Genomic DNA, 23,942 nt, shown 5'->3' with positions numbered 1-23,942 from the left:
GCCAGTGCTTCGCCGCCTTTTGGCCTCAACCCGCCATTAACCGCAGGGCTTCAGGAATGAGGGGTGGCGTGACCGCGCGTGCTTGCCTCGTTGTCTAAGTGGCGGCGCGGCGGATGACAACATGGCCCTTCGCCGGATGTGTCCGGCGGGCAGGTCTTGTTGTGGGACGGAGATTGGACGGATGCTGGGTTTGTCGGTGCGCGGTGTTTGGCTTGGCCTTGCGATGTTCGCGGCCATGAGCGGGGGCTCTGTCGCGCTGGCCCAAGATACGCAGGCTGGGTCGGTCACGGGTTTGCCGGTGCCGCGCTATGTCAGCCTGAAATCGGACCGGGTGAATCTGCGCGAAGGTCCCTCCAAGGAACATCGCACGCGCTGGGTCTATCAGCGCGCCGGCCTGCCGGTCGAGATCGTCGCCGAATTCGAAACCTGGCGGCGCGTGCGCGACGCTGATGGCTCCGAGGGCTGGGTCCTGCACAGCCTGCTGTCGGGCCGCCGCACCGCGCTCGTCGCGCCGTGGTCGAAGGCCAAGGACGAGACCTTCACCTTGCGTGCCTCCGCCGATGAGAAATCGGCCGTGGTGGCGCAGCTTCAGTCAGGCGTCATCACCAATGTCACGAGCTGCGCCAATGCCTGGTGCCGTGTCGGGATCGGCAAGGTCGAGGGCTATCTCCGCCAGGACCGGCTCTGGGGCGTCTACCCCAATGAGAAGATCGACTAGCGGCCGCGGACGCAGGCGCGCGAATCTCGACAGCGCCACGACGTTGGAGGCGCCTTTCTTGCCGAGACGAGGGCGGGGAACCCTCTCCGTCATGCTTGGGCTTGATCCGGGCGTCCACGTCCTGGGCTCAGCCCCGACGAATGAAGGCCGGAAGCGTCCGCCTCAGTTGGCGATCTTGCGCAGGCGCACCACGACATCGACCCGGGCGATCTCGTAACCCGCGGGCGGCTCGGGCAATTCGGCGACGTCGACCGCCGAGGCCGGGATGTCGATCACCGTGTTCTCGCCATCCACCACGAAATGGTGGTGCTCGCTGTTGTCGGTGTCGAAATAGGTCTTGGCACCGTCGATCGCGAGTTCGCGCAGCAGGCCGGCCTGGGTGAACTGGTGCAGCGTGTTGTAGACGGTGGCGAGCGAAACCGGCACACGCGCCTTCATCGCCTCCTCATAGAGCATCTCGGCGCTGACATGCCGGTCGCCCTTGGCGAACAGGAGCCAGCCCAGCGAGACGCGCTGGCGGGTCGGACGCAAGCCCACGCGGCGCAGACGCTGGCGCACATCATGGAACGGGCAGCCTTGTCGCGCGCTCGATCCGTAGCCCTGGTCCTGGGAAATCAGATCGGTCATGCCTTGGGCGGGCCTCTTCATAGGGTTGGCTGACGCGGATGGTGCGTCACGAATAGATTATAATTGATGTAAGGCTTCAACCCGTGCCCCGCAAGCTTGCGGGCCGTTTTCCGGATGGCGCGCGCCTCCTGACAGCTTCGTGAGGCACGCCGTCGCAATGCTCCGGCTCTCATCAAGGAGTTAGAGCAGGATCAATGCGAAAAACCGGTTCCCACTTTTTCGCATCCTGCTCTTAGGAGCGGCGCCATGTCCGATACGAGCTATCTCTGGCTGTTTTTCTCGCTCGTTCTCGGCATCGTCATCGTGCCGGGCATGGATATGGCGTTCGTGCTGGCGAATTCGCTGGCCGGGGGGCGTCGCGGCGGATTCGTCGCGACAGGCGGTGTCATCGCAGCGGGAATCTGCCACGTCGTCATCGGCGTGCTCGGCGTTGGCATCGTGCTGCAACTCGTGCCGGCCGCTTTCAACATCATGCTGCTGCTCGGCGCCGCCTATGTTGCCTGGCTGGGCTTTTGTCTGGTCCGGAACGGCGCCGCGCTGGGCAGGGTCGAGCCTGCCGAGCAGCGTACGGCCTGGACGATCTTCAGCCAAGGGGCGCTCACCAACCTTTTGAATCCAAAGGCCTATCTGTTCATGCTCGCAGTGTTCCCGCAGTTCCTGAAGCCCGAGGCTGGGCGGATCTGGCTCCAGGCAGCCATTTTGAGCCTGATCATCGCGCTGACGCAGGCGCTGGTCTATGGTTCGCTGGCTGTCGTGGCCGGTGGAGGGCGCACGGCTCTCGCGGCACGCCCCAATGCGACGGTCCTGATTGGCCGGGCGGTCGGGATTCTGCTGATGCTGGTGGCGGCCGTCACAGCCTTCGAAGGCTGGCGCCGTCCCTGATCTTTGCCGGAATCGCCGCGCCTGCGCCCTTCCGTTCCCGCGCAGCGCCGTGTTAGGCACGGCGCGAGATCAGATGAACCGCCGGCCTTGACGGCCGGAACGGAACGGAGCGGAACGAGAATGGAGCGGCAATCGTCATTCAGCTACGAGGAGATCCTCGCCTGCGGTCGCGGGGAGCTGTTCGGGCCCGGCAATGCGCAATTGCCGCTGCCGCCCATGCTGATGGTCGACCGCATCGTCGAGATCAGCGAAACCGGCGGCCCCAACGGCAAGGGCCTGGTGCGCGCCGAGCTCGATGTGCGCCCCGACCTCTGGTTCTTCGACTGCCATTTCAAGGGCGATCCGGTGATGCCGGGCTGCCTTGGCCTGGATGCGCTCTGGCAGCTTACCGGCTTCTTCCTGGGTTGGCTCGGCCTGCCCGGCCGGGGCCGGGCGCTGGGCGTCGGCGAGGTCAAGTTCGCCGACCAGGTGCTGCCATCCGTCAAGCAGGTGGTCTATGGCGTCGAGTTCAAGCGCGTCTTCAAATCGAAGCTCGTGCTCGGCATCGCTGATGGCTGGCTGGAGGCTGACGGCAAGCGGATCTACACGGTCAGCGACATGCGCGTCGGCCTGTTCAAGCCCGAAGCTGCGATGTGACCGTCCTTTCAAGTTGCGAGCATCTTCGGCGCGGAAAACCGGTTCCCACTTTTCCGCCCGATGCTCCAGGAAAAGCGCCGCGCAGGCTTGCGTGCGCCAGCCGCGCGGTCCATTTGCGCGGTGACGACAGGAAAGAGCCGGGGCCCTGGAGCGCCGGCCGCATGAGATATCGAGCTGGAGAAGCGAGCATGAGACGCGTTGTGGTCACCGGGATGGGCATCGTCTCGTCCATCGGCAACAATACGCAGGAAGTGCTGTCCTCGCTGCACGAGGCCAAATCGGGCATCTCCTTCATGCCCGAGTTCGCCGAGCACGGCTTCCGCAGCCGCGTCGGCGGCGCGCCGACGCTCGACCCGGCGACCGTTCTCGACCGGCGCGCCATGCGCTTCCATGGCGGCGGCTCGGCCTGGAACCAGGTCGCTATGGAGCAGGCGATCCTCGATTCGGGCCTCGAGACGCCTGAGGTCAGCCATGAGCGCACCGGCATCATCATGGGCTCGGGCGGCCCCTCCACGCGCGCGCTGATCGACGCCTATGACAAGGCGCGCGAGAGCGGCTCCTCCAAGAAGGTCGGCCCCTTCGCCGTGCCCAAGGGCATGTCCTCGACCGCCTCGGCCACGCTCGCGACCTGGTTCAAGATCAAGGGCGTGAATTATTCGATCTCCTCGGCCTGCGCGACCTCCAATCACTGCATCGGCAATGCCTATGAATTGATCCAGTGGGGCAAGCAGGACGTCATCTTCGCCGGCGGCTGCGAGGAGCTCGACTGGACCTTGTCCGTGCTCTTCGACGCGATGGGCGCGATGTCGTCGGACTTCAACGAGACGCCGTCGCGCGCCTCGCGCGCCTATGACGTCAAGCGTGACGGTTTCGTCATCGCCGGCGGCGCCGGCGTCGTTGTGCTGGAGGAGCTGGAGCACGCCAGGGCGCGCGGCGCCAAGATCTATGGCGAGATCGTCGGCTATGGCGCGACCTCGGACGGCTACGACATGGTTGCCCCGTCCGGTGAGGGCGCGGTGCGCTGCATGAGGATGGCGCTGGAGACCGTCAAGGCGAAGGTCGACTACATCAACCCGCACGGCACCTCGACCCCGGTCGGTGACGCCAAGGAGATCGAGGCGATCCGCGAGGTTTTCGGCGCCGGCGAGAAGGCCCCGCCGATCTCGGCGACCAAGTCGCTGACCGGCCATTCGCTCGGCGCGACCGGCGTTCAGGAGGCGATCTACTCGCTCTTGATGCTGAACAACGACTTCATCTGCGAGAGCGCCCATATCGAGGAGCTCGACCCCGCCTTCGCCGACATGCCGATCGTGCGCAAGCGCATCGACAATGCAGGCCTCGGCTGCGTGCTGTCGAATTCCTTCGGCTTCGGCGGCACCAACGCCACGATCGTGATGAAGCGGCTGGAGGCGTAACGCCCCATGCTCTTCATGGTGATCGAGCATTTCGACCAGGCCCGGGTGAAGGAGGTCTATGCCCGCTTCCACGAGCGCGGCCGCATGGCGCCCGAAGGCCTGAACTATGTCGATAGCTGGATTTCGGCTGACTTCGCCCGCTGCTTCCAGATCATGGCATGCGACGACGTCACGCTGCTGCAGGAATGGGTGCTGGAATGGGCCGATCTCGCCCGCTTCGAGATCGTGCCGCTGGCCTCGTCCAAGGACACCGCAGCGGCGGTGAAGAAGCATCTGTAGCGTGACAGAGAGCATCTAGACGATTATGGTGGCTGTCTAGATCGCGAGGCTCTTTCGATGGCGTTTCATATCCGGGACGAGAAAACGGATCGTGCCGTGCGTCAGCTGGCGGCGCGCAAGGGGCTGAGTCTGACGGAAGCCATTCGCGGCGCCGTCGAGCGGGACTTGGCCGATCTCGATCGAGACACGCGCCCGGTGCGCGAGCGCATCAAGGACATTCAAGAGCGGATTGCGGCCTACCCGAAAACCGGGCTCAAGGCAGACAAGGCCTTTTACGACTGGCTCTCAGGCGACGAATGATTTACGTCGACGCCTCTGCAATCGTTGCCTTGATCCTCGATGAGCCAGAGGCGGACAAAATCGCAGCGATCTTCGATGCCGGGCCGCCGGCATTCACATCGCCGATCGCGATCTATGAAGCCGTTCTGGCGATAGCCCGTGTGAGAGCGGCTCCTGTTGCGGTCAGCAAAATCGAAGTGCGGTTTCTCTTGGACAGGCTGGCCATCACGATCGAGCCTGTTGAGGAGGCGCATGGCGACATGGCACTGACAGCCTTCGATCGCTTCGGCAAAGGCCGCCACCCGGCCTCTTTGAATATGGGCGATTGCTTCGGTTACGCCTGCGCGACATTACGAAATGCCCAGATTCTGTTTAAGGGCAACGACTTCAATCAAACTGACCTGCCTTCCGCACTTCCCAGCCAGTAAACGCCAAACGGTGCCCATGCTCCCCCTCATGCACAACAAGCGCGGCCTCGTCATGGGTGTCGCCAACCAGAACTCGATCGCCTGGGGCATCGCGCGCACCTTGCACGCGCATGGCGCGCAGATGGCCTTCACCTATCAGGGCGATGCGCTCGGCAAGCGGGTCAAGCCGCTGGCGGACAGCATCGGATCGGAGCTCGTCCTGCCCTGCGATGTCGAGGATATCGCGACCGTCGATGCGACCTTCGCCGCGCTCGACGAAGCCTGGGGCGGCGATCCGGAACGCAACACGCTGGACTTCGTCGTCCATGCCATCGGCTTCTCCGACAAGAACGAATTGAAGGGGCTTTATGCCGACACCAGCCGCGAGAATTTCTCGCGCACCATGGTGATCTCCTGCTTTTCCTTCACCGAGGTCGCCAAGCGCGCGGCGCAACGCATGCCCAAGGGCGGCAGCATGATCACGCTGACCTATGGCGGCTCGACACGCGTCATGCCGAACTACAATGTCATGGGCGTCGCCAAGGCGGCGCTGGAGGCCAGCATGCGCTATCTCGCGGCCGATTACGGGCCCAAGGGCATCCGCGTGAACGCGCTCTCGCCCGGACCGGTGAGGACGCTGGCTGGCGCCGGCATTTCGGATGCGCGCGCCATGTATTCCTGGCAGCGCGCCAACTCGCCCTTGCGCAAGTCGGTTTCGCTGGAGGAGATCGGCGGCTCGGCGCTATATTACCTCTCGGATCTCTCCGGTGGTGTGACCGGCGACATCCACCATGTCGATGCCGGCTACAACATCACCTCGATGCCGGTGCTGGACGGCCTGCGCGCCGCCGATGGCGCCGCGGGCGAGTAGGAACCAAGGACGCTTTAGGAACAGGGACGACGGACCGCAGTTTACTTGTCGAAACAGGAGACGCGCGATGGTCACGGTCAGATATGAAGTTGTCGAGCATGATGGCGGCTGGGCCTACAAGGTCGGCGACGCCTTGTCCGAGACGTTTCGCACGCATGATGCCGCTCTCAAGGCCGCGACGAGCGCGGCGGCGCGGCAGACCCTGGCCGGCACGACCGACGGCATCGTCTATCAGGACAAGGACGGCGCCTGGCACGAGGAGCTTGCCGACGGCAAGGACAGGCCCTTGACCAGGGTCATCGACCAGAAATAGCTGCCGGCGCGGCGGCCTTGTCCCGGCCTCGGAGGCTGTTCGGAAACCCTCTCAGCGCCATCCATTGAGACGCCGCTGCGCGGCTCCTTCGGATGAGGGCTGGAGTTTCCAAACTGGCTCTTACCGCGCTGTGAAGAAGGTCAGCAGCACCTTGCCCTTCTCGCCGATCAGGCAGAGGAAGCGGCGCGGTTTGTCCGAGCGGTCGGTGCGCAGATAGGCCTCGCCCATGATGATGCGCGTGATCGGCGTGTCCTCGACCTTGGTCTCGGCGGTGGCGATCGTCGCCCCGTCCTCGTCGATATAGATGTCCTTGATCTCCGGATCCTTGGCCGAGATCGTGTGCAGAGCCGTGGTCTTGCAGGAGGCGATCTCGGTCGAGGCTGGCTTCTCGGGCGGTATGTTCGAGGTCGGTCCGGCGACTGGCGCTGTCTGGGCGAAGACCGGCGCGGCGAAAAGTGTCGCGATGAGCAGGGCAGGGGCAGTCAGGCGCGTCATGAGGTGCACTCGGGTGGGGGTGCTGGCTCAACGCGCGAACGGGGCGGTGGTTCACATATGCAGTGTCATCCCGTGCGCGCTGCGGCGCGCAGTGCCGCTGCGCAGACACGGGACCGCAAGCAGGATTAAACTCCCTCGCCATCCGCGACGGAGTTCGCATGATCGCCCGCATCTACGCCGTCTACATCCTCGCGACCCGCATGGATGGTCCGCTTTATGTAGGCTTCACCAATGATCTTGAACGTCGCGTCGCTGAGCACAAGAGCCACCAATTCTCCAGTCACACGGCGAAGTACAACATCGACCGCCTCGTCTATGTCGAGACTTTCGATGATCCATCGCAGGGGATCGAGCGGGAGAAGGTCATCAAGAAGTGGCGGAGAGCATGGAAAGTCGCGCTGATCGAGCGCGACAATCCGGATTGGAATGATCTGGCGGGCTGACGGAGTTTACGCGTCGCGCGGTCCCGCATCTGCGCAGCAGCACTTCGTGCCGCAGCGCGTGCGGGATGACACCGCGCTTCAGCTGATCGTCAAAGCCCCAGCTTCTTCTTGCGCTGTCCCAACGTGCGCAGCCGCAGAGCGTTCAGCTTGATGAAGCCGGCCGCATCGCGATGGTCATAGGCGACGGCGCCTTCCTCGAAGGTGACGAGATCCTGGTCGTAGAGCGAATAGGGGCTGGAGCGGCCGATCACGTGCACGCCGCCCTTGTAGAGCTTGAGGCGCACCGAGCCGGCGACGAATTCCTGGCTCTTGTCGATCAGCGCCTGCAGCATCTCGCGTTCCGGCGAGAACCAGAAGCCGTTATAGATCAGCTCCGCATATTGCGGCATGATCTGGTCCTTGAGATGGGCCGCGCCGCGGTCGAGCGTGATCGACTCGATCGAACGATGCGCGACGGCCAGGATCGTGCCGCCGGGCGTCTCATACATGCCGCGCGACTTCATGCCGACGAAACGGTTCTCGACCAGGTCGAGCCGGCCGATGCCGTTGTCGCGGCCGAGATCGTTGAGCTTGGCAAGCAGCGTCGCGGGCGAGAGCTTCTCGCCGTCGATGCCGACTGCATCGCCCTTCTCAAACTCGATCGAGATCACGGTCGGCTTGTCCGGCGCGTCCTCCGGCGAGATCGTGCGGGAATAGACATAATCGGGCACTTCGACCGCCGGGTCCTCCAGCACGCGGCCTTCCGAGGAGGCGTGCAGCAGGTTGGCGTCGACCGAGAACGGCGCCTCGCCGCGCTTGTTCTTGGCGATCGGGATCTGGTGCTGCTCGGCAAACGCGATGAGCTGCTCACGCGAGCGCAGATCCCATTCGCGCCAGGGCGCGATCACCACGACATCGGGCTTCAGCGCATAGGCGGTCAATTCGAAGCGGACCTGGTCGTTGCCTTTGCCGGTCGCGCCATGGGAGACGGCGTCGGCATCGAGCTTCTCGGCGATCTCGATCAGCTTCTTGGCGATCAGCGGGCGCGCGATCGAGGTTCCCAGCAGGTAGACGCCCTCATAGGCGGCGTTGGCGCGGAACATCGGGAAGACGTAGTCGCGCACGAATTCCTCGCGCAGATCCTCGATGAAGATGTTCTCGGGCTTGATGCCGAGCAGCAGCGCCTTGTCGCGCGCCGGTCCCAGTTCCTCGCCCTGGCCGAGATCGGCGGTGAAGGTCACGACCTCGCATTGATAGGTGGTCTGCAGCCATTTCAGGATGATCGAGGTGTCGAGGCCGCCGGAATAGGCGAGAACGACCTTCTTCACGCTTTTATCGGACATCGAAAAACTTCCTGTTGCTGCGGCGCTCCCGCGTCCCGTCGGGCCGCGTTTTGAACGCAATGGCGCACTATCGCAGCCAAAGCGGCGAAGCAATCGGAACCTTCTGATCGATCCCGCGTCTTCCCGTGATGGATCGGTGTTGATGACGCCCATCGCGAGCGACAGACCGCACCGGCTGCCCTTGCAGTTGGATGTCTGGAAGCCGAAGCTCCAGGCGCGCGATTTCAACCTGGATCATCGACTTGGAGGCTGAATGTCGAAGCGTCCTGTTCTGGACTTCTGGTACGAGTTCGCATCGACCTATTCCTGCCTGAGTGCATTGCGGATAGAGGCTCTGGCGGAGGAGGCCGGCGTGACATTGCGTTGGCGGCCCTTTCTGCTCGGGCCGATCTTCGCTGCGCAGGGCTGGACGACGTCACCGTTCAATCTGTTCCCCAATAAGGGGCGCTATATGTGGCGCGACATGGCGCGTCGCGGCGGCCGGCAAGGGCTCAGCTTCGTGCGGCCCGAGACCTTCCCGCAGAATTCGCTGATAGCCGCCCGTCTCGCGCTGGCCGGTCGCGAAGCCGGCTGGATGCCAGCCTTCTCGAAGGCGTTGTTCCGGGCGCAGTTCTGCGAGGGCCGGAACATCGCCGAAGAGGCCGTGCTCAACGCGGCGCTCAAGGCGGCGGGCGCCGATCCAGGCGTGGCCTTTCCCGCCTCCCGCAGCGAGGACGTCAAGGGCCGGCTCAAGGCCGAGACCGAATACGCCAAGTCGATCGGCATCTTCGGGGCACCGACCTTCGTCACCGAGGATGGGGAGCTGTTCTGGGGTGACGATCGGCTCGAGGAAGCGCTCGACTGGGCCAAGGACGGGTGCTGAGCGCGTCATGGCGGGTTTGCCGGATCGCAAGAGCTTGCCGGATCGCAAGAGCTTGCCGGATCGCAGGAGCTTTGTCTCGGGCGCGGCTGCGGGCCTGCTCTGCGCAAGTCTCGCTTCCGCCCAGGACCGCCTTGCTCCCGCCCAGGACCGCCGCGCTCCCGCCCAGGATCGTCTTGCCATCGCCGGTGAGCCGCCACGCTACGACCCGCGTCCACTGAGCGCCGTTCCCAATGCGCAGGCCATCGGCAGGCGCTATTGGGTGCCAGGCCTGAATGAGGGCTATGTGCCGCAAGGCCTGACCGTGGCGGGGAACGACATCCTCGTCGCGGCCTATCGCAGCATCGACCCCAGGCAGGACAATGGCCTCGCCAAGGTGTTTCGCCTGGCGCGCAGGGATGGCCGCCTTGCCGGCAGTTTCGATCTGCCTGAAGCCTATGGCCATCCCGGCGGGTTGGCGTCCAGCGGCACGAGGCTCTTCGTCGCCAATTCCGGCCGGCTTCTGGCGCTCGATCTCCCGGCTTCGCTCCGGAGCGGCAGTCCCGCGATCATCGGGGAGCGGCGTGTCGACAAGACGATGGGCCCCTCTTTCCTGGCTTGCGAGGGTGACGCACTCTGGTTCGGCCCGTTTCGCCGCCAGGGCGAGGCCATACTCTATGGCGTCCCGCTGACGCGCGTCTTCGACGGCGGCAGCGACCCGATCGGCCCCGGAGACGCCAGCCGGCGCCTGCCTCTGCCGCTCCTGGCCCAGGGCGCGACCTTCGATCGCTCGGGCGGGCTCTGGATTTCGGAAAGTGCCGGCAACAGGGCAGGCGCTCTGCACCGGCTCGATCCTCGCAGCGGCGCCGTGCTGGCGAGCTATGCGGCTCCGGGCGGCATCGAGGATCTCGGCTGCGCCACTGACGGCAGGCTCTGGGCCGTCAGCGAGGCGGGCTCGCAACGTTGGAGCCGCTGGGAGACCTTCTATCCGCTGGTCTTCGAGATCGACCCGGGCAAATTGATCGCGCAGGGCTGATCAGCCCTTTGCTTTAACGCGTTTTCTCCGCGCAAACGCTTCGCGTCTGTCGCGAGGGAACCGGTGTCCACTTCGCTCGAAAACGCTCTCATCTAAGAGTGAGAGCAGGATCAATGCGAAAAACCGGTTCACACTTTTTCGCATCCTGCTCTAGCCCTGCGGCGGCCGCGCCCAGGGACCGCGTGCGGCGGATTCCTCGACCATGGTCGGCAGGGTCTGCCGGTCCGCCAGCTTGGGCGGCTGCGGCGGCATCAATGGCACACGTCCGCCGGCGGTCTCCACCAGCGCCTGCACGCGCTTGGTGATGGAAGGGTGGGTCGAGAACAGATCGGCGAAATCGTCGGGATCGTTCTCGAAGCACATATCCATCACGCCCGAGGGCACGCCGTCGATATCGGCGCGGCCGGCGATCTTGAGCAGCGCCGAGATCATCGCATCGGGGTTCTTGGTCAATTCGACCGCACCGGCATCCGCCAGATATTCGCGCGCCCGCGACAAAGAGAGCCGGATCAGCACGGCGAGCAGCCAGGAGACCGCGATCACCGCGAAACCGATCAGGATCGCGACGAAACTGCCCTTCTTGGCGTCGTCGGAGGAGACCCGCACGCGCCCGAGATTGCGGAAGATGATTTCGCCGACGAAGGAGATCACGCCGGCGATGACCACCGCGATCACCATCAGCTTGACGTCGCCATTGCGGATATGGGTCAGCTCATGGGCGAGCACCGCTTCGACCTCGGCATCGTCGAGCTGGTCGAGCAGGCCGCGCGTCACCGTCACGGTGAACTGCTTGTCATTGACGCCGCTGGCGAAGGCGTTGAGCGCCTCGCTCTCGACGATGGCGAGCTTCGGCATGGTCAGGCCGCGCGAGATGCAGAGATTTTCCAGCATCCGGTAGAGTTTGGGGTTGTCCGCCCGCGATACGTCGGTCGCGCCGGCCGCCGCGCCGATCAACCCGACATTGATGCGGAAGCCGATGAAGATCCAGGCTGCGGTCCCTATCGTGATGAAGGGCCACCACGACCAGAACAATCGCGTCGCCTCGCTGAAGGCGCTGCGCCCGCGCGGCACGCCGCCATAGCCGTAGCCGACCAGGATCAGGCCCCAGCAGGTCAGGTAAACCAGCAGGAACAGCCCCACGAGCAGGAAGCCGGAGCGGATCCGGTTGTTGCGCTGATGTGTGTAGAGCCCGAAGGCCTGGCCGACCATCGCCGCCGCCTCGTCTGCCGGTTGCTGTGCCCCGCTTCTAGAACTTCACGGTCGGCGGCGCATCGAGCTGGGTCCGTGCCGCCTCGCCGACATCGAAGAACTCGCGTGGCGTGAAGCCCATTTGCGGGGCAAACAGCACGGCTGGAAAGGCCTGGATCGCAGCGTTGAACTCGCCGACCGCATTGTTGAAGAAGCGCCGCGCCGCTGCGAGCTTGTCCTCGACATTGCCGAGATCGACCTGGAGCTGCTGGAAATTGGCGCTGGCCTTGAGATCGGGATAGGCCTCGCCCAGCGCCAGGAGCCGGCCGACGGCGCCCGATAATTGCTGCTCGGCGGCAGCTTGGGCATGCACGCCGGTCGCGCCCTGGGCCGCATTGCGCGCCGCGATCACGGCATCGAGCGTGCCGCGCTCATGGGCGGCATAGCCCTTCACCGTCTCGATCAGGTTCGGGATCAGGTCGTGCCGCTGCTTCAGCTGCACATCGATATCGGCGAAAGCCTGGCCGACGCGCTGCCGCATCGCGACCAGGCCGTTATAGGTGATGATCAGGTAGACGACGACGGCTGCGAGCAGCCCCAGAATGACCCAGCCCATGGCGCGCTCCCCTGCAGGCAAAACCCGACGCGCAACCTTGCATGAAGGGTGGCGTTGGGGAAGACGGGGCGTCAATCGACTTCAGCAACGTGGCGACACAAACCATGCTAAAGCTGACAGCAATTTTGCCAAGATGCATCGGTCTATGGTGTGACGCGCTATAAGGGGCAGTCATGCTCTGTGCCGTCGGAGAATCGTAAGAATGAGTTTCGTTGTGCGAGGGGCTGCCGATGTCCTAGGGGGCGTCGAATCCTGGCGCATGTGGTGGATGTTGGCCAAAAACGATGTGATCCGCCGCTACCGACGGTCCCGTATCGGCCAACTCTGGCTCACCCTTAGCATGGCGGTAATGATCTTCGGCATGGGCGCGGTCTACGCATCCTTGTTCGGCACCTCCATGTCCGCCTACCTGCCGCATCTCGGCACAGGCCTCGTGCTATGGGGACTGATTTCATCCACGATCACCGAAAGTTGCTCAAGCTTCATAGAAAACGACAGTATTATTCGCCAAGTTGCGCTTCCGCGTTTTACCTATCTGCTTCGGACAATCGCGCGGAATATCTTCGTTTTTGCTCATAATCTGATCATACTACCGGTGGTGTATCTGGTTTGTGGATCGCCAATCAACTGGCACATTCTCCTGTTCATCCCCGGTCTGCTGCTCGTGCTCGCGAATCTGGCCTGGGTCGGATACGTACTTGCGATCCTGTCGGCTCGATTCCGCGACATACCGCAGATCGTCGCTAGCATCGTTCAGGTGGCGTTCTTCGTCTCGCCTGTCGTCTTCAAGCCGTCCCAGCTACGGATCGACCACCCAGTGCTCATCCTGAATCCCTTCGCGAGCATGCTGGATGTGATGCGTGAGCCGCTCCTCGGTAATTTGCCGAGTACAACCTCCTATCTCATTCTGCTTGGCCTGCTGGTTTGCGGGTGGCTGTTTAGCCTGGCTTTCGCGGGCAAATACTCGCATCGCGTCGTCTACTGGCTCTGAGGGCATCATGGCTCATATCGTTCTGGACGGGGCGAGCGTCGAGCTCGCCATCTATAATTCACGCGGCCGCGGCCTGAAGAGTGAGATCCTCCGGCGCACCGTCGGCGGAGGCTTGCAGAATGATCGCGATAGCAGCATCCAGGTCGTTAAGGCACTGAGCGAAGTCAGTTTCGAGGCCAGGGATGGCGACCGTATTGGCTTGATCGGTGGCAATGGTGCTGGCAAGACGACCCTTTTGCGGGTGCTTAGCCGCGTCTACCCGCCGACCTCGGGCATCGCTTCGATCGAGGGGCGCATCTCGTCGCTGATCGACCTTGCGATGGGCATGGATACCGATGCAACGGGCTACGAGAATATCGAGATGCGCAGCATCATGCTCGGGCTCGACTACAAGCAAGCGCAGGCGATCGTTCCCGATGTTGAGGAATTCAGCCAGCTTGGCGACTTCCTGTCGCTGCCCATCCGGACCTATTCCAGCGGTATGATGTTGCGGCTGGCCTTTGCTGTCAGCACAGCTGTTCATCCCGATATCCTGATCCTCGACGAAGTGATCGGCGTCGGCGATGCTGCCTTTGCAGAGCGTGCTGAGCAGCGGCTGCACAACATGATCCAGAAGGCCAGCATCGTGTTCCTGGCCTCGCATGACAACAATTCGATCAGGCGGTTCTGCAACCGCACGCTCTGGATGAAGGGCGGAAAGCTGATGATGGACGGGCCGCCGGACGAGGTGTTGGCGGCGTATGCGGCGGACGGCGCGGTTTGAAGGGGTGAGTAAAATTACCCCCGATCAAAATTCCCGATAGCAGGGAATTTGCGGAGGCTCTTTCGCCGAGACTAACCTCCCATTGTGCACTGCCCTGACCAAATTTCGGGATAAAATGCGGGCTGTGTATTTCTGCTTGTAACCGAGGCAGGGAGCTTTCCTCTGGTTAGCAGAGACATCCCATAGATGGATCGAGCCCGATCATGCTGCGGCTCGTCGCTGCGAGGTTTGCTTCCTGCGGAGTTGAATTCAGATCCAGCCGCTCCAGGGGCAACGTCAGTCAGCTAGTCGCCCATGCCTATTCGGTCCGGATCGTCACCGCCTCGCTCGTGCGGGTCAGGTGAGGCGAATAATAGGGATCGAGCGCGACGTAACCATCCCAGCGCGCTTTTAATATCTCGCTTTCGCGCTGAAACCGGGCACGCTTCTCAGGCCCTATCTCGTAGCCGCGCGACTTACTCTCGAAGTGATGGAGCTCGGCGAAGGGTGTCCAGACATTGTAGTAACCGGCAGCGTGCACCTTGAGACAGAAGTCGACGTCGTTGAGGGCGATCTTCAGCGAGTTCTCATCGAAGCCGCCGACCTCCAGTGCGATCGAGCGCCTGACAGCGAGACATGCAGCGGTCACGGCGCTGAGGTTCTGTGCGACGCGAAGGCGGCCGAAATAGCCGAAATCGCCTTTCTCGAAGCCGCGATAAGGGTGGCAGGCGATGCCGCAAACGCCGACGAAGACGCCAGCATGCTGGATCGTGTCGTCCTCATAATAAAGCTTCGCGCCAACGCAGCCGATTTCCGGGCGGGCCGCGTGAGTCACGAGTTCCGACAGCCAGCCCTCTCCGATGACGCTGGTATCGTTGTTGAGGAAGACAAGGACATCGCCTCGCGCTTCCCTGATGCCGAGGTTGTTCATCGCGGAATAGTTGAATTCTGCCGGATAATCCGCGATCAGAATCCCTTCCTGCCGGAAGCGATCATAGAGTTTTAGCGTCTCCTCGTCTGTCGAGCCATTGTCCACGATCAAAATCTCGTAACGGGGATAGGCCGTCCTCGATCGGATCGAGGCGACGCAGGCTCCGATGAGGGCCGGCATGTTCTTATTGGGAATGATGATTGTCGCGAGCGGCGCGGACTCGGGCAGGCGATAACGAATCCTGGCGACAGGCGCGTCATCGAGAAGGGTTACGTCGCCTTCGCGCCCCGTGCGGGCCAGATGGCTGGCGATAGCGCTTGCCATCGCCGCGACAGCGTAGGGCTTGGCTGCATCGCTTCCAGCGGTGGAATTCTCCACTACGCGCCAGTGGTACAGGATCTTCGGGATGTGCAGGATCTGACGGCGATCGAGTGTCTCGGTCACCTTGAGATAAAGATCGTGGTCCTGAGCGCCCTCCAGGCCGAGTGTCCAGCCGCCGACCCTGAGCACGTCCTCACTTTTTAGGGCAGCCAGGTGACTGATGTAGTTGAACGACCGGAGTAGATCGGGGGACCAGTCGGGCTTGAAGTGAGGATCGAAGCGCTTGGTCCCGGAGGCGTCGATCTTGTCCTCGTCCGAATAGATCAAGCGGGCATGCGGGTTAGACTCCGCCGCTAGCGCGACTTCGAGCAGCGCATGCGGCCGGAGCAGGTCATCGTGGTCGAGCGGTATGATCCAATCGCCGGTGGCGAGGGCGAGCGACGCATTCGAAGCGGCAGAAATGTTCTGGTTCCGGGTGAGACGGGTCCATTTGATGCGTGGCTCTTCTCGGCTGAGGCTGTCCAGGAACGCCGCAATGCGAGGACTCGACGATCCATCGTCGCAGATGCACAATTCCCAGTGCGGATAGATTTGGCTCCGCACGGACAATACCGCGGCCTCGAGTAAGGCGGCGGGAGTCTCGAACACCGGCATGATGATGGAGAAAAGCGGTCGCTCCCTTAGGGCTAGCAATAGAGCGTCCATGGCGGCTCGATCATCTTCGGGCCGGTCGTCGAACCGCGCGATCCAGTCTTCGTAGCGTGCCTCCTGCCGGACGGTGCGCTGAAAGCGACGGAGAAGACCGCGTGCACCCTCGCTGCGAAGGACGTCGGTCACCCGCCGTAGCGCCGCACCGAGCCCCCCGGCACGGCGAACTGCGCGCCAGAGCGGCTCAGTGATGCTCGGCATGACGATTGGTCTACTCCGCCGCTTGAATTCTACGGCTTTCTGCGCCGAGGGAATGATATCGATTTGAGAACGAATAATGTGAGACAGCGACCCGTTCAAGCATGCCCGCTGCGATGACTGCCTTCCTCGTCAGAATGCGGTCAATCCAGTTCATGCAGGAAATGCATGTTCGCTCGGTCTCTCATCTGCCGCGAAGCTCCAGCGTATTGTCGGGAACCGCAGTCCCGACTTTCCTGGCGCCTCGCTATCCGTGTGATCGGCGGTTATGTCGCCTGCCTACATGTCCTGACCACAAAAGCCCAGGCTGCTTGAGGGAACAGGGATGCTATGTGTTGAAATGGTCGTTAGCTGGCCCGTGCCTCATTTGGTGATTCCCGATCCGTGATTGTCCGCCCAACGCCTCCCTCAAAGCCGCCGATCCTTGTTCGAGGCAAGGCCTTCGCTCGCCATGTGCTGCAGAAGGTGGCCGGGCTGACGCTTGGTGCCGTTTTCGTGTCGAGTACCGGCAGATCTCTGCGGAAACGCTGGACTGCCCGAAGCGCGCGGGCTGAATGGCCGGGCCTCAAGGTCGCCATCGTTGCTCATGCCTATTACCCGGACCTGATGCACGAGATCTTGGCCTGCCAGGCGTTGCTCCCGGTCGGAACTCCTGTCCATGTCACCGTTCCGCCGGAGCGGAGTGCACTCCTGAGGGAGGCGCTGATCGGCGCGCAGGACGTGTTCATTCACGAACACGACAATCGCGGCCGTGACATCGCTCCGTTTCTGGCCGTGCTCGGGTCGGGCGCGCTCGACGGCTATGACGCTGTCCTGAAGCTGCATACCAAGCGCAGCCCGCATCTCCTGGATGGAGAGATCCGCCGCAAATTGCTGTTCGACAAGCTTTGCGGGGATTGGAACGCCACGTGCTGCACATTGTCGGCCTTTAAGCAGACATCGACCGGGATCGTCGGCTGGCGGCAGTGCTGGCGGGCGACACCGTCCTACTGGATGGCCAACGAGGCGCGCGCGCGCGAGGTCGCTGAACGGATGCAGGCCCCTGAGAGCGCGATCCGACTGGGTTTCTTCGAAGGCACGATGTTCTGGTTTCGCCCGGCCGCGCTGGGGTCGTTGCGAGAGCTCGACCTGCGGCCGGGGGATTTCGAACCGGAGGCTCGTCAGCTCGATGGCACTTTGCACCATGCCGTCGAGCGGTGCTTTACGATTGCGGCCTGGTCGCGCGGATTCACTGTGTGCGATCTAAAGGGGCGCGTTCTGTGATCGTCGCGAATATCCGTCGGGGCTCGGTGCCGGTTTCTCGGACAGCCGCCGGTCTTGACCGCTACAACGCGGGGAGCAGGATCCTCGACGCCGTAGCTAGAAGCGCAATATGCCAGATTATTTCAATATAGGGCCTGTAACATGGGTGGCATTGCGTAACAGGCGCAAGATATTCAGTCCGCGCGGTTCTGATTTATTCGCGGGAGATGTAGTTGACTCGGTCAATATCATCTCAAAGTCACGGATGCCAAGGCGCGCTGAGGGTCGAACCTGACGAGCGGGGCCTTGCGTGACGTCCGGGGCAGCCACGCACGCGATGGAACTCCAGGGCAAGTTTGAATTCAGGGCTCTGCCGGGGCCGGTTCGTCAACATGCGAACTCGTTGCATCGGAGCTTCCGGAAAGCGATCGGTGGCAAAGAGCTGGAAAGGGACAGCGCCAGCGACTCGGCTGCCATTCAAAACTAGCATCTGCGGTCGGTTTCTCGTAGATCGCTTGGGCGCGCCTTGAAGAGAGCCATTCATCTCTCGTTGCGATCTGATCGCGCTGGAGCGGCCGATAAACCGGGGTCCCTTTTGATGGCTTACGATTCGAGCATCTCCGTCTCCGTGGTTGTCCCGGTGTATTCGGGCGAGGCGTATTTGCGCGACCTTATCGATGAGTTGGCGAAGGTTCGGGCGGATTGGCGTGAACGCGGGGCGCCGATGGATCTGTCGGAGGTCATTCTTGTCGACGATTCCGCTATCGATGGATCGCCGGCCCTGCTGGACAATCTGGCCAAGGAACACAATTGGCTCACCGTCGTCCATATGATGCGGAATTTCGGCCAGCATGCCGCAACCATTGCAGGCGTCCTGCACAGTTCCGGCGATTGGGTCGTCACGCTCGACGAGGACCTTCAGCATCCGCCGGCGGAGATCGAGACGCTGCTCAGGCAGGCTGTGATCGAAGGGGGCGATATCGTCTACGCACGGCCCGCCAGCGCGGTTCATGAGGCGCGTATGCGGGACTGGGCCTCGAAAGGGTTCAAGCGGCTGATGGTGTTCCTGACGGGAAACGCGAATATCGTTCACTTCAACAGTTTCAGGCTGATCCGCGGCTCCCTCGCACGGGCGGCGTCGAGCGTCTGCGGCTATGAGACCTATTTCGATGTGGCCCTGTCGTGGTTCACCAACCGGGTCCAGTTTCGCGATCTCGAACTCAAGGACCGGCGCTTCATCGGCAGCGGGAAGAGCGGCTATAGCTTTTCGCGCCTTCTGAGCCATGCGCGGCGTCTGCTGATCTCGAGCCAGGTCAAGATTGTGCGCTTGTTCGGTCTGGTTGGCATGGCCATCGTGGCGGCGAGTGTCATCGGCGCAGGCGCCTTGCTGGTGGAGAAAGTCGTCTCGCCCGCGAGCATCGTCGTGACCGGATGGACGTCTCTCATGCTGACGATCGTATTTTTTGGAGGGTTCATCACGTTCATGATCGCGTTGGCCCTGGAGTATCTCTCGACTCTGGTTCTCGCGGCTCATGGCAAGCCGAACTTCTTCGCCGTGGATCGCTCGATCGATGAGCCCCTTGCACGGTATTTTGCTTCCGACGCGGCATGATATTGATCTTCCGCCAGGGGGATCCGGGGAGCGACGCCTGCCAGGCGACCGCTCTCTTCGGAGCAGGGCTCGTTGGAAGAGCCGTCGTCGACGCGCTGAGGCGTCGTGGTGGTGCGACATTCATCGAGCTGCCGCTGGATTGGAATGACGCATCGCGACGAGCGGTTGATCTGACCGGGCTGACGAATGCGCTCCTTGCGCGGCGCGATGCGGGCGGCATTCAAGCGCTCGATATCGTCTGGGCTGCCGGGAAAGCCGGTTTCGGAGCCGGGCCCGATGAACTGGCCCGGGAGATGGAATCCTTCAGGGATATTCTGATTTGGACGGAGTCCGTATCGTCGCTCTTGCCGGGCGCGAGGGCAGGCTTCCATCTGCTGAGTTCGGCGGGGGGATTGTTCGAGGGACAGCGCTTCGTTGACTTTGCATCCCCGCCGCGGCCATTAAGGCCCTATGGCGCGGCCAAGCTGGAGCAGGAAGGGCTGGTCGGTCGACTGCCTGCGGGTATGGTGACCCAGATCTATCGCCCGACCTCGATCTATGGCTTCAGCGGGGATGGCGGGCGGTCGGGCCTGATCAACACCTTGATCTTGAACGCCAAGCGGCACTCGGTCTCGCGCATTTTTGGTGGACTGGACACGGTCCGCGACTATGTCCTCGCTACCGATATCGCCACATTCATCGCGGCGCGGATCATCCGGCCAGGGGCGCAGTCGCAAACCTATCTCCTGGCCAGCGGCAAACCTGCATCAGTGAGCGAAATAGTCCGTGTCGTGAGCAAAGTGATTGGAAGTCCGCTCTTCCTCAAGCTAGACGTGCAGCCTTCGAACGCCAGCCACATCACCTTCCGGCCATCGGCTCTGCCTGTAGGCTGGCGGCCAACCGATCTCGAAACGGGAATCCGCTTGGTAATGCGTCAGTTGTCGGGGGCGTTCGAGGCCGGGGCTAGGCAATCTGTTCCCAGGAACATAGCTCGGCCAAAGGGAGGTTAAGCGCGTATGGATCCCCAGCAATCACAGACCGCAAAGACGTTCGATAGCTACAAGGACACCTATTCGGACGCTGTCGATGCCTCCGTGTCGTTTACCGGGCTGTCGACGGATTTCTTCACGAAGGTGAAGGCCGACTATATCATCGATGTCACGCGGGCGCGCCAAGGGGTGCCAAAGGAGCTTTCGGCCCTCGATGTCGGATGTGGCGTCGGCAATTACCATTCCTTGCTGTCACCGCATTTCAAGGCCCTGTCCGGTGTCGACATCTCCCCCGCCTGCGTGGAAACGGCCCGCGGGCGCAACGCCACTGTCGACTACAAGGTCTATGATGGCGTGACCTTGCCCTATGAGACCGGCACGTTCGACGTCGCCTTCACGATCTGCGTCATGCATCATGTGCCGCCTTCGCAGTGGCAGGGCTTCGCCCGCGAGATGCACCGCGTGCTGAAACCGGGTGGTCTGGCGCTGATCTTCGAGCACAATCCTCGCAATCCGCTGACGATGCGCGCCGTCAACCAATGCCCGTTCGATGCCGATGCCGTGCTGATGCGAAGCGAAACCACCGAGGCGCTGTACCGGGAGGCCGGTTTCAAGGACATCGTCTCGCGCTACATCCTGTCCGTCCCGCCGGCGAATGGCTTGCTGCGCCGCGTCGATCAGCTTTTCGCCAGGCTCCCTTTCGGCGGGCAGTACTACGTGGCCGCGACCGCGTGACGCGCTCGCGATTCACACGCTGGCTGGCCCAACAGGCCGTTTCGGATCAGCTCGTGGCGAAGGCATTTCGCTTTGGCATGGTCGGCGTGCTCAGCAGCGCCGTTTTTTCCATCGTCACCGCCGCCTTCGTCGGATTGCTGAGCGTCGACCCGAAGCTTGCGTCGGTCGGGGGCTATGTTGCGTCGATGCCCGTGAACTTCGTCTTCAACCGACGCTTCTCGTTTCGGTCCGATAGCCCTCTGTTCAGTGATCTCATTCGGTTCATCGGATTACATTCCGTGAATATATTGCTGACGGCCCTGTCGATGGGAGCCATCGTCGATTTCCTGGGGCTTCATTACGTGTTTGGCATGATGGCCGCCGTGATCATGGTTCCCGTGGTGAATTTCTTTGCGATGAATTTGTGGGTTTTCCGCAGGAGAAGGCATCTCGATTCGGCGATCAAGCCGCGATGAGAATAAATTCATCGACAGATGTGCCTGAAGCATCCCCAAAAGATTTTCAGATAGGATGTTGGGATTGTTTTGCTGTATTTCTTAGAGCCAGTGAATTAATCGAGCGACAGTGAAAATATTTCTCAAATTGTTGGACGGTCGGCTCAATTCAACGGGATTGCTTGCCGTCGGACTACTTGCAACAGTTGCGTTTGGCTTTCTGACTTGTTGGATCCTTGGTGTTTTAATTGTCCCGCCATTGCCAGTTAGCGTTGCTGCTAACGCGGGATTACTCTCCTCATATGCCACTTACATCAGCCCCTTCCTGATCAAGCCGGAGCCAGCGGAAAGCGCCACATTTATTCTAACCATTCTCGCTGGAGCGACCTTTCTTTCGATCGCTGCTTGGGTGTCCGTACGGGCTCCCTTCGGCAGAGTGGCCCAGTCGGTCCTTGCCGTCATGGTCGTCTGCGCAAGTGCGGGCATCGCTTTATGGATAGTCAATATCGCTGTCAGTCCCAGTCATATCTCCTTCCAGTTTGCAGGCTTTTTGGCTCCGGCAATCGTAGATAACCCTGCGACTTTTGCGGGCTATTCAGTATTATTTGCTGGAATTGTTGGAGCCGTAGCATCGCTCTCAAAGCGAAAGCGATGGAAGATGGCGCCTGGGATCGCGCTCGGTGTGGCATTAGTTTATTTAGCCAGTTTCTCTATTATCGGCAATGACGACTATTACCCTGCAAGTACACACTATGAGGTTTTCGTCTATCCTTTGATTCAGGATTGGCTCGGGAACGGGATCTATCTGGGAAGCGATGGGCAAAAATCTCAGTATGGCTTGTATCCCATCTTCCTTCGGCCAATTTGGCACGTGATCGGAGCACCATCGACGGTAGCCATTACAACCGTGATGGCCACCCTGCTTCTTTCGTGCTTCGTTTTCACTCTGGCATTTCTGACCCGCTTTACGAGAGATACGACCCTTGCTGCAGTTCTGACGCTTGCGGCAATAATTGGGACTTTGTTTATCTACCCAGCCTGGCCTGTAGACCCGTATTTTCAGGTCTTCCCTGTCAGATTGCTATTCCCGTCCTTGGCCCTGGGGCTGCTTTGTTGGAGACAGACGCGGGAGCGGTTCCAGTTCCCGAGCTACCTGGCCCTGTCTTTAGGGTTGATCTGGAATTTTGAGAGCGGTGTTGTTGGGCTTCTGACGTATTGGGTCTTTACTGTCGCGATTGGATTTCGGCCACAACTAAGGGCCTTCCTACTTGTCATCCTTTGGCAATCAGTCCTCGCTGTTGTGGCGGTCATATTCGCCATCGCTGGCGTTCTTGCTTACTATTTCATCCGCTTCGGGGCTTTTCCGAACCTGCTTGGTACCTTGGAAAGCATTCGGGCCTTCTCCTCTGGTGTCGGCGCGGATCCAATGCCTTGGTTCGGGGCCTGGGGTTTACACTGTCTCGTCTACGGCATTGCCACCTTTGTTGGTATCCGTTCGTTATGGATCAGCACAAGTCCGGAGGAAAGAAATCGAGGGGCTGCGCTTCTGGCATTGGTAGCGGCAGGAATTGTCTGGCTGAGGTATTACCAAGTCCGCAGTGTAGCGCCGCAACTACAGTACATTTCTCTTCCGGCACTATGTTGCGCCGCTCTGCTCATCGACCGGGTTGTGTCTGCCGTCGGCCGTAAACGGCAATGGGTCGTTACAGCAGTTTCTATGGCAATTGGCGCTCCACTGCTCGCGTCGATCGCTATGTTGTCCTTTGGCGTGAACCGTCCTGTTCGTTCGCTAGAAATGCTCTCGCGAAGCTCGCTTCCAGACGCGACCTGGAACCGGGCTGCCGATCAAGTGATCGAAGCATTCAAGGAGTTCAAGCGGAACGATAGTGATGATCTGCTGGTTCTTGCGCCGTATACCCACCTGGTCAGCCTCAGGCGCGGTACGCCAAGTCCCATCCACTCCGCTGGGATGTGCCAAATCTTGTTTGAAGCAGAAATGCAGACTGTTTTACGCTCAGTTGCCTCTTCGAATATGCGGATGGTAGTGCTCGACGAGACCCGGTGGTGCGCGCCCCTTCAGAACAATACGCTGCCTGAAGCGGCCCGGATCGAGCCCAGACTTTACGCGCTTTTAAAAGCGGAGTTCGACGAAGTACCACAGACACCGAACTGTGACGATCAAACCCCGCGGATATTCGTCCGAAAAGGTACGCCCTTGGGCCAGAGATCGGCGCGCTCTGAGTTGGTCAATCTCGCGCTTCATAGGCAGGCAACTGAGAGTTCAACATTGAGCGGAGCACAGCCGGCGGCGGCGGTCGATGGCAACATTGACGGTGTGTTCGCAAACGGATCGACAACACACACCGGGCTCCAGACTGGCCCTTGGTGGGAAGTGGATCTAGGGAGTTCGAAGTCCATTCATTCGATCGAGATCTGGAATCGTATCGACTGCTGTGGCGATCGCCTTCGTAATTTTTGGGTATTAGCATCCGATACGCGATTGCCTGCGGAAGCCTCCGCAGGGGAAACTGCCAAGCGCTCGGACGTCAATAGCATGTTCCGTCGGGGATCTACCTGTCAGATGACCCGCGTAAGAGCGGGCTTCAACGCGAGGTTCGTAAGAATACAGTTGGAGGGGACTGACTACCTGAGCCTAGCCGAAGTCCGCGTAATTGGCCGCCAATGATCCGCCTCG

General features: G+C 61.6%; 26 protein-coding genes. 20 read left to right on the top strand and 6 right to left on the bottom strand.

Annotated elements, in window-relative coordinates; all coding sequences use genetic code 11:
- The first annotated feature begins 235 nt into the window (after positions 1-235).
- Entirely contained in the window at positions 236-718 is a 483-nt protein-coding gene (locus RMR04_RS27375; protein WP_311911678.1) for an SH3 domain-containing protein, read from the top strand.
- A 162-nt stretch (positions 719-880) separates the two neighbouring features.
- On the opposite strand, the gene irrA is transcribed toward RMR04_RS27375, so the two are convergent.
- Positions 881-1,345: an iron response transcriptional regulator IrrA gene (irrA, locus tag RMR04_RS27370; protein ID WP_311911677.1), complete on the bottom strand. Its 465-nt coding sequence runs from the start codon at positions 1,343-1,345 to the stop codon at positions 881-883.
- Positions 1,346-1,591: 246 nt separating this feature from the next.
- Here irrA and RMR04_RS27365 point away from each other — a divergent pair, with 246 nt between their 5' ends.
- From RMR04_RS27365 to RMR04_RS27330, 8 genes are all read left to right on the top strand, one after another.
- The gene (locus RMR04_RS27365) at positions 1,592-2,227 is read left to right on the top strand and encodes a LysE family translocator (RefSeq protein ID WP_311911676.1); all 636 of its coding nucleotides are present in this window, start codon (positions 1,592-1,594) and stop codon (positions 2,225-2,227) included.
- A 120-nt stretch (positions 2,228-2,347) separates the two neighbouring features.
- Positions 2,348-2,863 carry a 3-hydroxyacyl-[acyl-carrier-protein] dehydratase FabA gene (fabA, locus tag RMR04_RS27360; protein ID WP_311911675.1) on the top strand — a complete coding sequence of 172 codons (516 nt, stop codon included), beginning with the start codon at positions 2,348-2,350 and terminating at the stop codon, positions 2,861-2,863.
- Positions 2,864-3,051: 188 nt separating this feature from the next.
- Complete coding sequence (fabB, locus tag RMR04_RS27355; RefSeq protein WP_311911674.1) at positions 3,052-4,278, top strand: beta-ketoacyl-ACP synthase I; 1,227 nt, start codon at positions 3,052-3,054, stop codon at positions 4,276-4,278.
- 6 nt (positions 4,279-4,284) lie between these two features.
- Positions 4,285-4,557, top strand: a complete 273-nt coding sequence (locus RMR04_RS27350) for a DUF3303 domain-containing protein (protein ID WP_311911673.1) — start codon at positions 4,285-4,287, stop codon at positions 4,555-4,557.
- A 57-nt stretch (positions 4,558-4,614) separates the two neighbouring features.
- Positions 4,615-4,857 carry a type II toxin-antitoxin system VapB family antitoxin gene (locus RMR04_RS27345; RefSeq protein ID WP_311911672.1) on the top strand — a complete coding sequence of 81 codons (243 nt, stop codon included), beginning with the start codon at positions 4,615-4,617 and terminating at the stop codon, positions 4,855-4,857.
- A complete protein-coding gene (locus RMR04_RS27340; RefSeq protein ID WP_311911671.1) occupies positions 4,854-5,264 on the top strand; it encodes a type II toxin-antitoxin system VapC family toxin in 411 nt (136 codons plus the stop codon). Before RMR04_RS27345 ends, RMR04_RS27340 begins: the two co-directional genes overlap by 4 nt.
- A 16-nt stretch (positions 5,265-5,280) precedes the next feature.
- A complete protein-coding gene (gene fabI, locus RMR04_RS27335) occupies positions 5,281-6,114 on the top strand; it encodes an enoyl-ACP reductase FabI (protein WP_311911670.1) in 834 nt (277 codons plus the stop codon).
- Positions 6,115-6,181: 67 nt separating this feature from the next.
- On the top strand, positions 6,182-6,427 hold the full coding sequence (locus tag RMR04_RS27330; protein ID WP_069689588.1) for a DUF2188 domain-containing protein: 246 nt from the start codon (positions 6,182-6,184) through the stop codon (positions 6,425-6,427).
- A 120-nt stretch (positions 6,428-6,547) separates the two neighbouring features.
- Here the strand turns inward: RMR04_RS27330 and RMR04_RS27325 are convergent, their stop codons facing one another.
- Positions 6,548-6,922 (bottom strand): hypothetical protein, encoded by a 375-nt coding sequence (locus tag RMR04_RS27325; protein WP_311911669.1) that lies wholly within the window; start codon positions 6,920-6,922, stop codon positions 6,548-6,550.
- Positions 6,923-7,080: 158 nt separating this feature from the next.
- On the opposite strand from RMR04_RS27325, the gene RMR04_RS27320 reads away from it, so the two are divergent.
- The gene (locus RMR04_RS27320) at positions 7,081-7,365 is read left to right on the top strand and encodes a GIY-YIG nuclease family protein (protein WP_311911668.1); all 285 of its coding nucleotides are present in this window, start codon (positions 7,081-7,083) and stop codon (positions 7,363-7,365) included.
- An 89-nt stretch (positions 7,366-7,454) separates the two neighbouring features.
- Here the strand turns inward: RMR04_RS27320 and RMR04_RS27315 are convergent, their stop codons facing one another.
- Positions 7,455-8,687, bottom strand: a complete 1,233-nt coding sequence (locus tag RMR04_RS27315) for an argininosuccinate synthase (protein WP_311911667.1) — start codon at positions 8,685-8,687, stop codon at positions 7,455-7,457.
- A 253-nt stretch (positions 8,688-8,940) separates the two neighbouring features.
- Between RMR04_RS27315 and RMR04_RS27310 the strand changes: the two genes are divergently transcribed.
- Together RMR04_RS27310 and RMR04_RS27305 are read left to right on the top strand one after the other, a co-directional pair.
- Positions 8,941-9,549, top strand: coding sequence for a 2-hydroxychromene-2-carboxylate isomerase (locus RMR04_RS27310; protein ID WP_311911666.1), 609 nt, complete (start codon positions 8,941-8,943; stop codon positions 9,547-9,549).
- 7 nt (positions 9,550-9,556) lie between these two features.
- Positions 9,557-10,561 carry an NHL repeat-containing protein gene (locus tag RMR04_RS27305; protein ID WP_311911665.1) on the top strand — a complete coding sequence of 335 codons (1,005 nt, stop codon included), beginning with the start codon at positions 9,557-9,559 and terminating at the stop codon, positions 10,559-10,561.
- Positions 10,562-10,711: 150 nt separating this feature from the next.
- Here RMR04_RS27305 and RMR04_RS27300 read toward each other — a convergent pair whose 3' ends face one another.
- Both RMR04_RS27300 and RMR04_RS27295 read right to left on the bottom strand, forming a co-directional pair.
- The gene (locus RMR04_RS27300; RefSeq protein ID WP_311911664.1) at positions 10,712-11,770 is read right to left on the bottom strand and encodes a M48 family metallopeptidase; all 1,059 of its coding nucleotides are present in this window, start codon (positions 11,768-11,770) and stop codon (positions 10,712-10,714) included.
- 37 nt (positions 11,771-11,807) lie between these two features.
- Positions 11,808-12,365, bottom strand: coding sequence for a LemA family protein (locus tag RMR04_RS27295; RefSeq protein WP_069689593.1), 558 nt, complete (start codon positions 12,363-12,365; stop codon positions 11,808-11,810).
- Between the two features lie 202 nt (positions 12,366-12,567).
- Here RMR04_RS27295 and RMR04_RS27290 point away from each other — a divergent pair, with 202 nt between their 5' ends.
- Both RMR04_RS27290 and RMR04_RS27285 read left to right on the top strand, forming a co-directional pair.
- Positions 12,568-13,356: an ABC transporter permease gene (locus RMR04_RS27290; protein WP_311911663.1), complete on the top strand. Its 789-nt coding sequence runs from the start codon at positions 12,568-12,570 to the stop codon at positions 13,354-13,356.
- A gap of 7 nt (positions 13,357-13,363) precedes the next feature.
- Positions 13,364-14,119: an ABC transporter ATP-binding protein gene (locus RMR04_RS27285; RefSeq protein WP_311911662.1), complete on the top strand. Its 756-nt coding sequence runs from the start codon at positions 13,364-13,366 to the stop codon at positions 14,117-14,119.
- Positions 14,120-14,417: 298 nt separating this feature from the next.
- Here RMR04_RS27285 and RMR04_RS27280 read toward each other — a convergent pair whose 3' ends face one another.
- Positions 14,418-16,259 (bottom strand): glycosyltransferase family 2 protein, encoded by a 1,842-nt coding sequence (locus tag RMR04_RS27280; protein ID WP_311911661.1) that lies wholly within the window; start codon positions 16,257-16,259, stop codon positions 14,418-14,420.
- A 450-nt stretch (positions 16,260-16,709) separates the two neighbouring features.
- On the opposite strand from RMR04_RS27280, the gene RMR04_RS27275 reads away from it, so the two are divergent.
- The 6 genes from RMR04_RS27275 to RMR04_RS27250 all read left to right on the top strand — a co-directional run bounded on the left by RMR04_RS27275 (position 16,710) and on the right by RMR04_RS27250 (position 23,933).
- Positions 16,710-17,519, top strand: a complete 810-nt coding sequence (locus RMR04_RS27275; RefSeq protein WP_311911660.1) for a rhamnan synthesis F family protein — start codon at positions 16,710-16,712, stop codon at positions 17,517-17,519.
- A gap of 577 nt (positions 17,520-18,096) precedes the next feature.
- The gene (locus RMR04_RS27270) at positions 18,097-19,110 is read left to right on the top strand and encodes a glycosyltransferase (protein WP_311911659.1); all 1,014 of its coding nucleotides are present in this window, start codon (positions 18,097-18,099) and stop codon (positions 19,108-19,110) included.
- The gene (locus RMR04_RS27265; protein WP_311911658.1) at positions 19,107-20,099 is read left to right on the top strand and encodes an NAD-dependent epimerase/dehydratase family protein; all 993 of its coding nucleotides are present in this window, start codon (positions 19,107-19,109) and stop codon (positions 20,097-20,099) included. The genes RMR04_RS27270 and RMR04_RS27265 overlap by 4 nt, the downstream gene beginning before the upstream one ends.
- 6 nt (positions 20,100-20,105) lie before the next feature.
- Entirely contained in the window at positions 20,106-20,813 is a 708-nt protein-coding gene (locus RMR04_RS27260) for a class I SAM-dependent methyltransferase (RefSeq protein ID WP_311911657.1), read from the top strand.
- A gap of 53 nt (positions 20,814-20,866) precedes the next feature.
- Positions 20,867-21,268: a GtrA family protein gene (locus RMR04_RS27255; RefSeq protein ID WP_311911656.1), complete on the top strand. Its 402-nt coding sequence runs from the start codon at positions 20,867-20,869 to the stop codon at positions 21,266-21,268.
- Between the two features lie 109 nt (positions 21,269-21,377).
- Positions 21,378-23,933 carry a galactose-binding domain-containing protein gene (locus RMR04_RS27250; RefSeq protein ID WP_311911655.1) on the top strand — a complete coding sequence of 852 codons (2,556 nt, stop codon included), beginning with the start codon at positions 21,378-21,380 and terminating at the stop codon, positions 23,931-23,933.
- The last annotated feature ends 9 nt before the right edge of the window (positions 23,934-23,942 follow it).

Origin of the sequence: Bosea sp. 685 (assembly GCF_031884435.1) — a bacterium.
GTDB lineage: Bacteria > Pseudomonadota > Alphaproteobacteria > Rhizobiales > Beijerinckiaceae > Allobosea.
The sequence above is the reverse complement of the archived record's forward strand: the minus strand, read 5'-3'. Positions and strand labels throughout refer to the sequence as shown.

Bases quoted from the DNA above. Each gene is read 5' to 3' on its own strand.
- RMR04_RS27375 (WP_311911678.1), top strand. From the start codon at position 236: ATGAGCGGGGGCTCTGTCGCGCTGGCCCAAGATACGCAGGCTGGGTCG.
- irrA (WP_311911677.1), bottom strand. From the start codon at position 1,345: ATGACCGATCTGATTTCCCAGGACCAGGGCTACGGATCGAGCGCGCGA.
- RMR04_RS27365 (WP_311911676.1), top strand. From the start codon at position 1,592: ATGTCCGATACGAGCTATCTCTGGCTGTTTTTCTCGCTCGTTCTCGGC.
- fabA (WP_311911675.1), top strand. From the start codon at position 2,348: ATGGAGCGGCAATCGTCATTCAGCTACGAGGAGATCCTCGCCTGCGGT.
- fabB (WP_311911674.1), top strand. From the start codon at position 3,052: ATGAGACGCGTTGTGGTCACCGGGATGGGCATCGTCTCGTCCATCGGC.
- RMR04_RS27350 (WP_311911673.1), top strand. From the start codon at position 4,285: ATGCTCTTCATGGTGATCGAGCATTTCGACCAGGCCCGGGTGAAGGAG.
- RMR04_RS27345 (WP_311911672.1), top strand. From the start codon at position 4,615: ATGGCGTTTCATATCCGGGACGAGAAAACGGATCGTGCCGTGCGTCAG.
- RMR04_RS27340 (WP_311911671.1), top strand. From the start codon at position 4,854: ATGATTTACGTCGACGCCTCTGCAATCGTTGCCTTGATCCTCGATGAG.
- fabI (WP_311911670.1), top strand. From the start codon at position 5,281: ATGCTCCCCCTCATGCACAACAAGCGCGGCCTCGTCATGGGTGTCGCC.
- RMR04_RS27330 (WP_069689588.1), top strand. From the start codon at position 6,182: ATGGTCACGGTCAGATATGAAGTTGTCGAGCATGATGGCGGCTGGGCC.
- RMR04_RS27325 (WP_311911669.1), bottom strand. From the start codon at position 6,922: ATGACGCGCCTGACTGCCCCTGCCCTGCTCATCGCGACACTTTTCGCC.
- RMR04_RS27320 (WP_311911668.1), top strand. From the start codon at position 7,081: ATGATCGCCCGCATCTACGCCGTCTACATCCTCGCGACCCGCATGGAT.
- RMR04_RS27315 (WP_311911667.1), bottom strand. From the start codon at position 8,687: ATGTCCGATAAAAGCGTGAAGAAGGTCGTTCTCGCCTATTCCGGCGGC.
- RMR04_RS27310 (WP_311911666.1), top strand. From the start codon at position 8,941: ATGTCGAAGCGTCCTGTTCTGGACTTCTGGTACGAGTTCGCATCGACC.
- RMR04_RS27305 (WP_311911665.1), top strand. From the start codon at position 9,557: ATGGCGGGTTTGCCGGATCGCAAGAGCTTGCCGGATCGCAAGAGCTTG.
- RMR04_RS27300 (WP_311911664.1), bottom strand. From the start codon at position 11,770: ATGGTCGGCCAGGCCTTCGGGCTCTACACACATCAGCGCAACAACCGG.
- RMR04_RS27295 (WP_069689593.1), bottom strand. From the start codon at position 12,365: ATGGGCTGGGTCATTCTGGGGCTGCTCGCAGCCGTCGTCGTCTACCTG.
- RMR04_RS27290 (WP_311911663.1), top strand. From the start codon at position 12,568: ATGAGTTTCGTTGTGCGAGGGGCTGCCGATGTCCTAGGGGGCGTCGAA.
- RMR04_RS27285 (WP_311911662.1), top strand. From the start codon at position 13,364: ATGGCTCATATCGTTCTGGACGGGGCGAGCGTCGAGCTCGCCATCTAT.
- RMR04_RS27280 (WP_311911661.1), bottom strand. From the start codon at position 16,259: ATGCCGAGCATCACTGAGCCGCTCTGGCGCGCAGTTCGCCGTGCCGGG.
- RMR04_RS27270 (WP_311911659.1), top strand. From the start codon at position 18,097: ATGGCTTACGATTCGAGCATCTCCGTCTCCGTGGTTGTCCCGGTGTAT.
- RMR04_RS27265 (WP_311911658.1), top strand. From the start codon at position 19,107: ATGATATTGATCTTCCGCCAGGGGGATCCGGGGAGCGACGCCTGCCAG.
- RMR04_RS27260 (WP_311911657.1), top strand. From the start codon at position 20,106: ATGGATCCCCAGCAATCACAGACCGCAAAGACGTTCGATAGCTACAAG.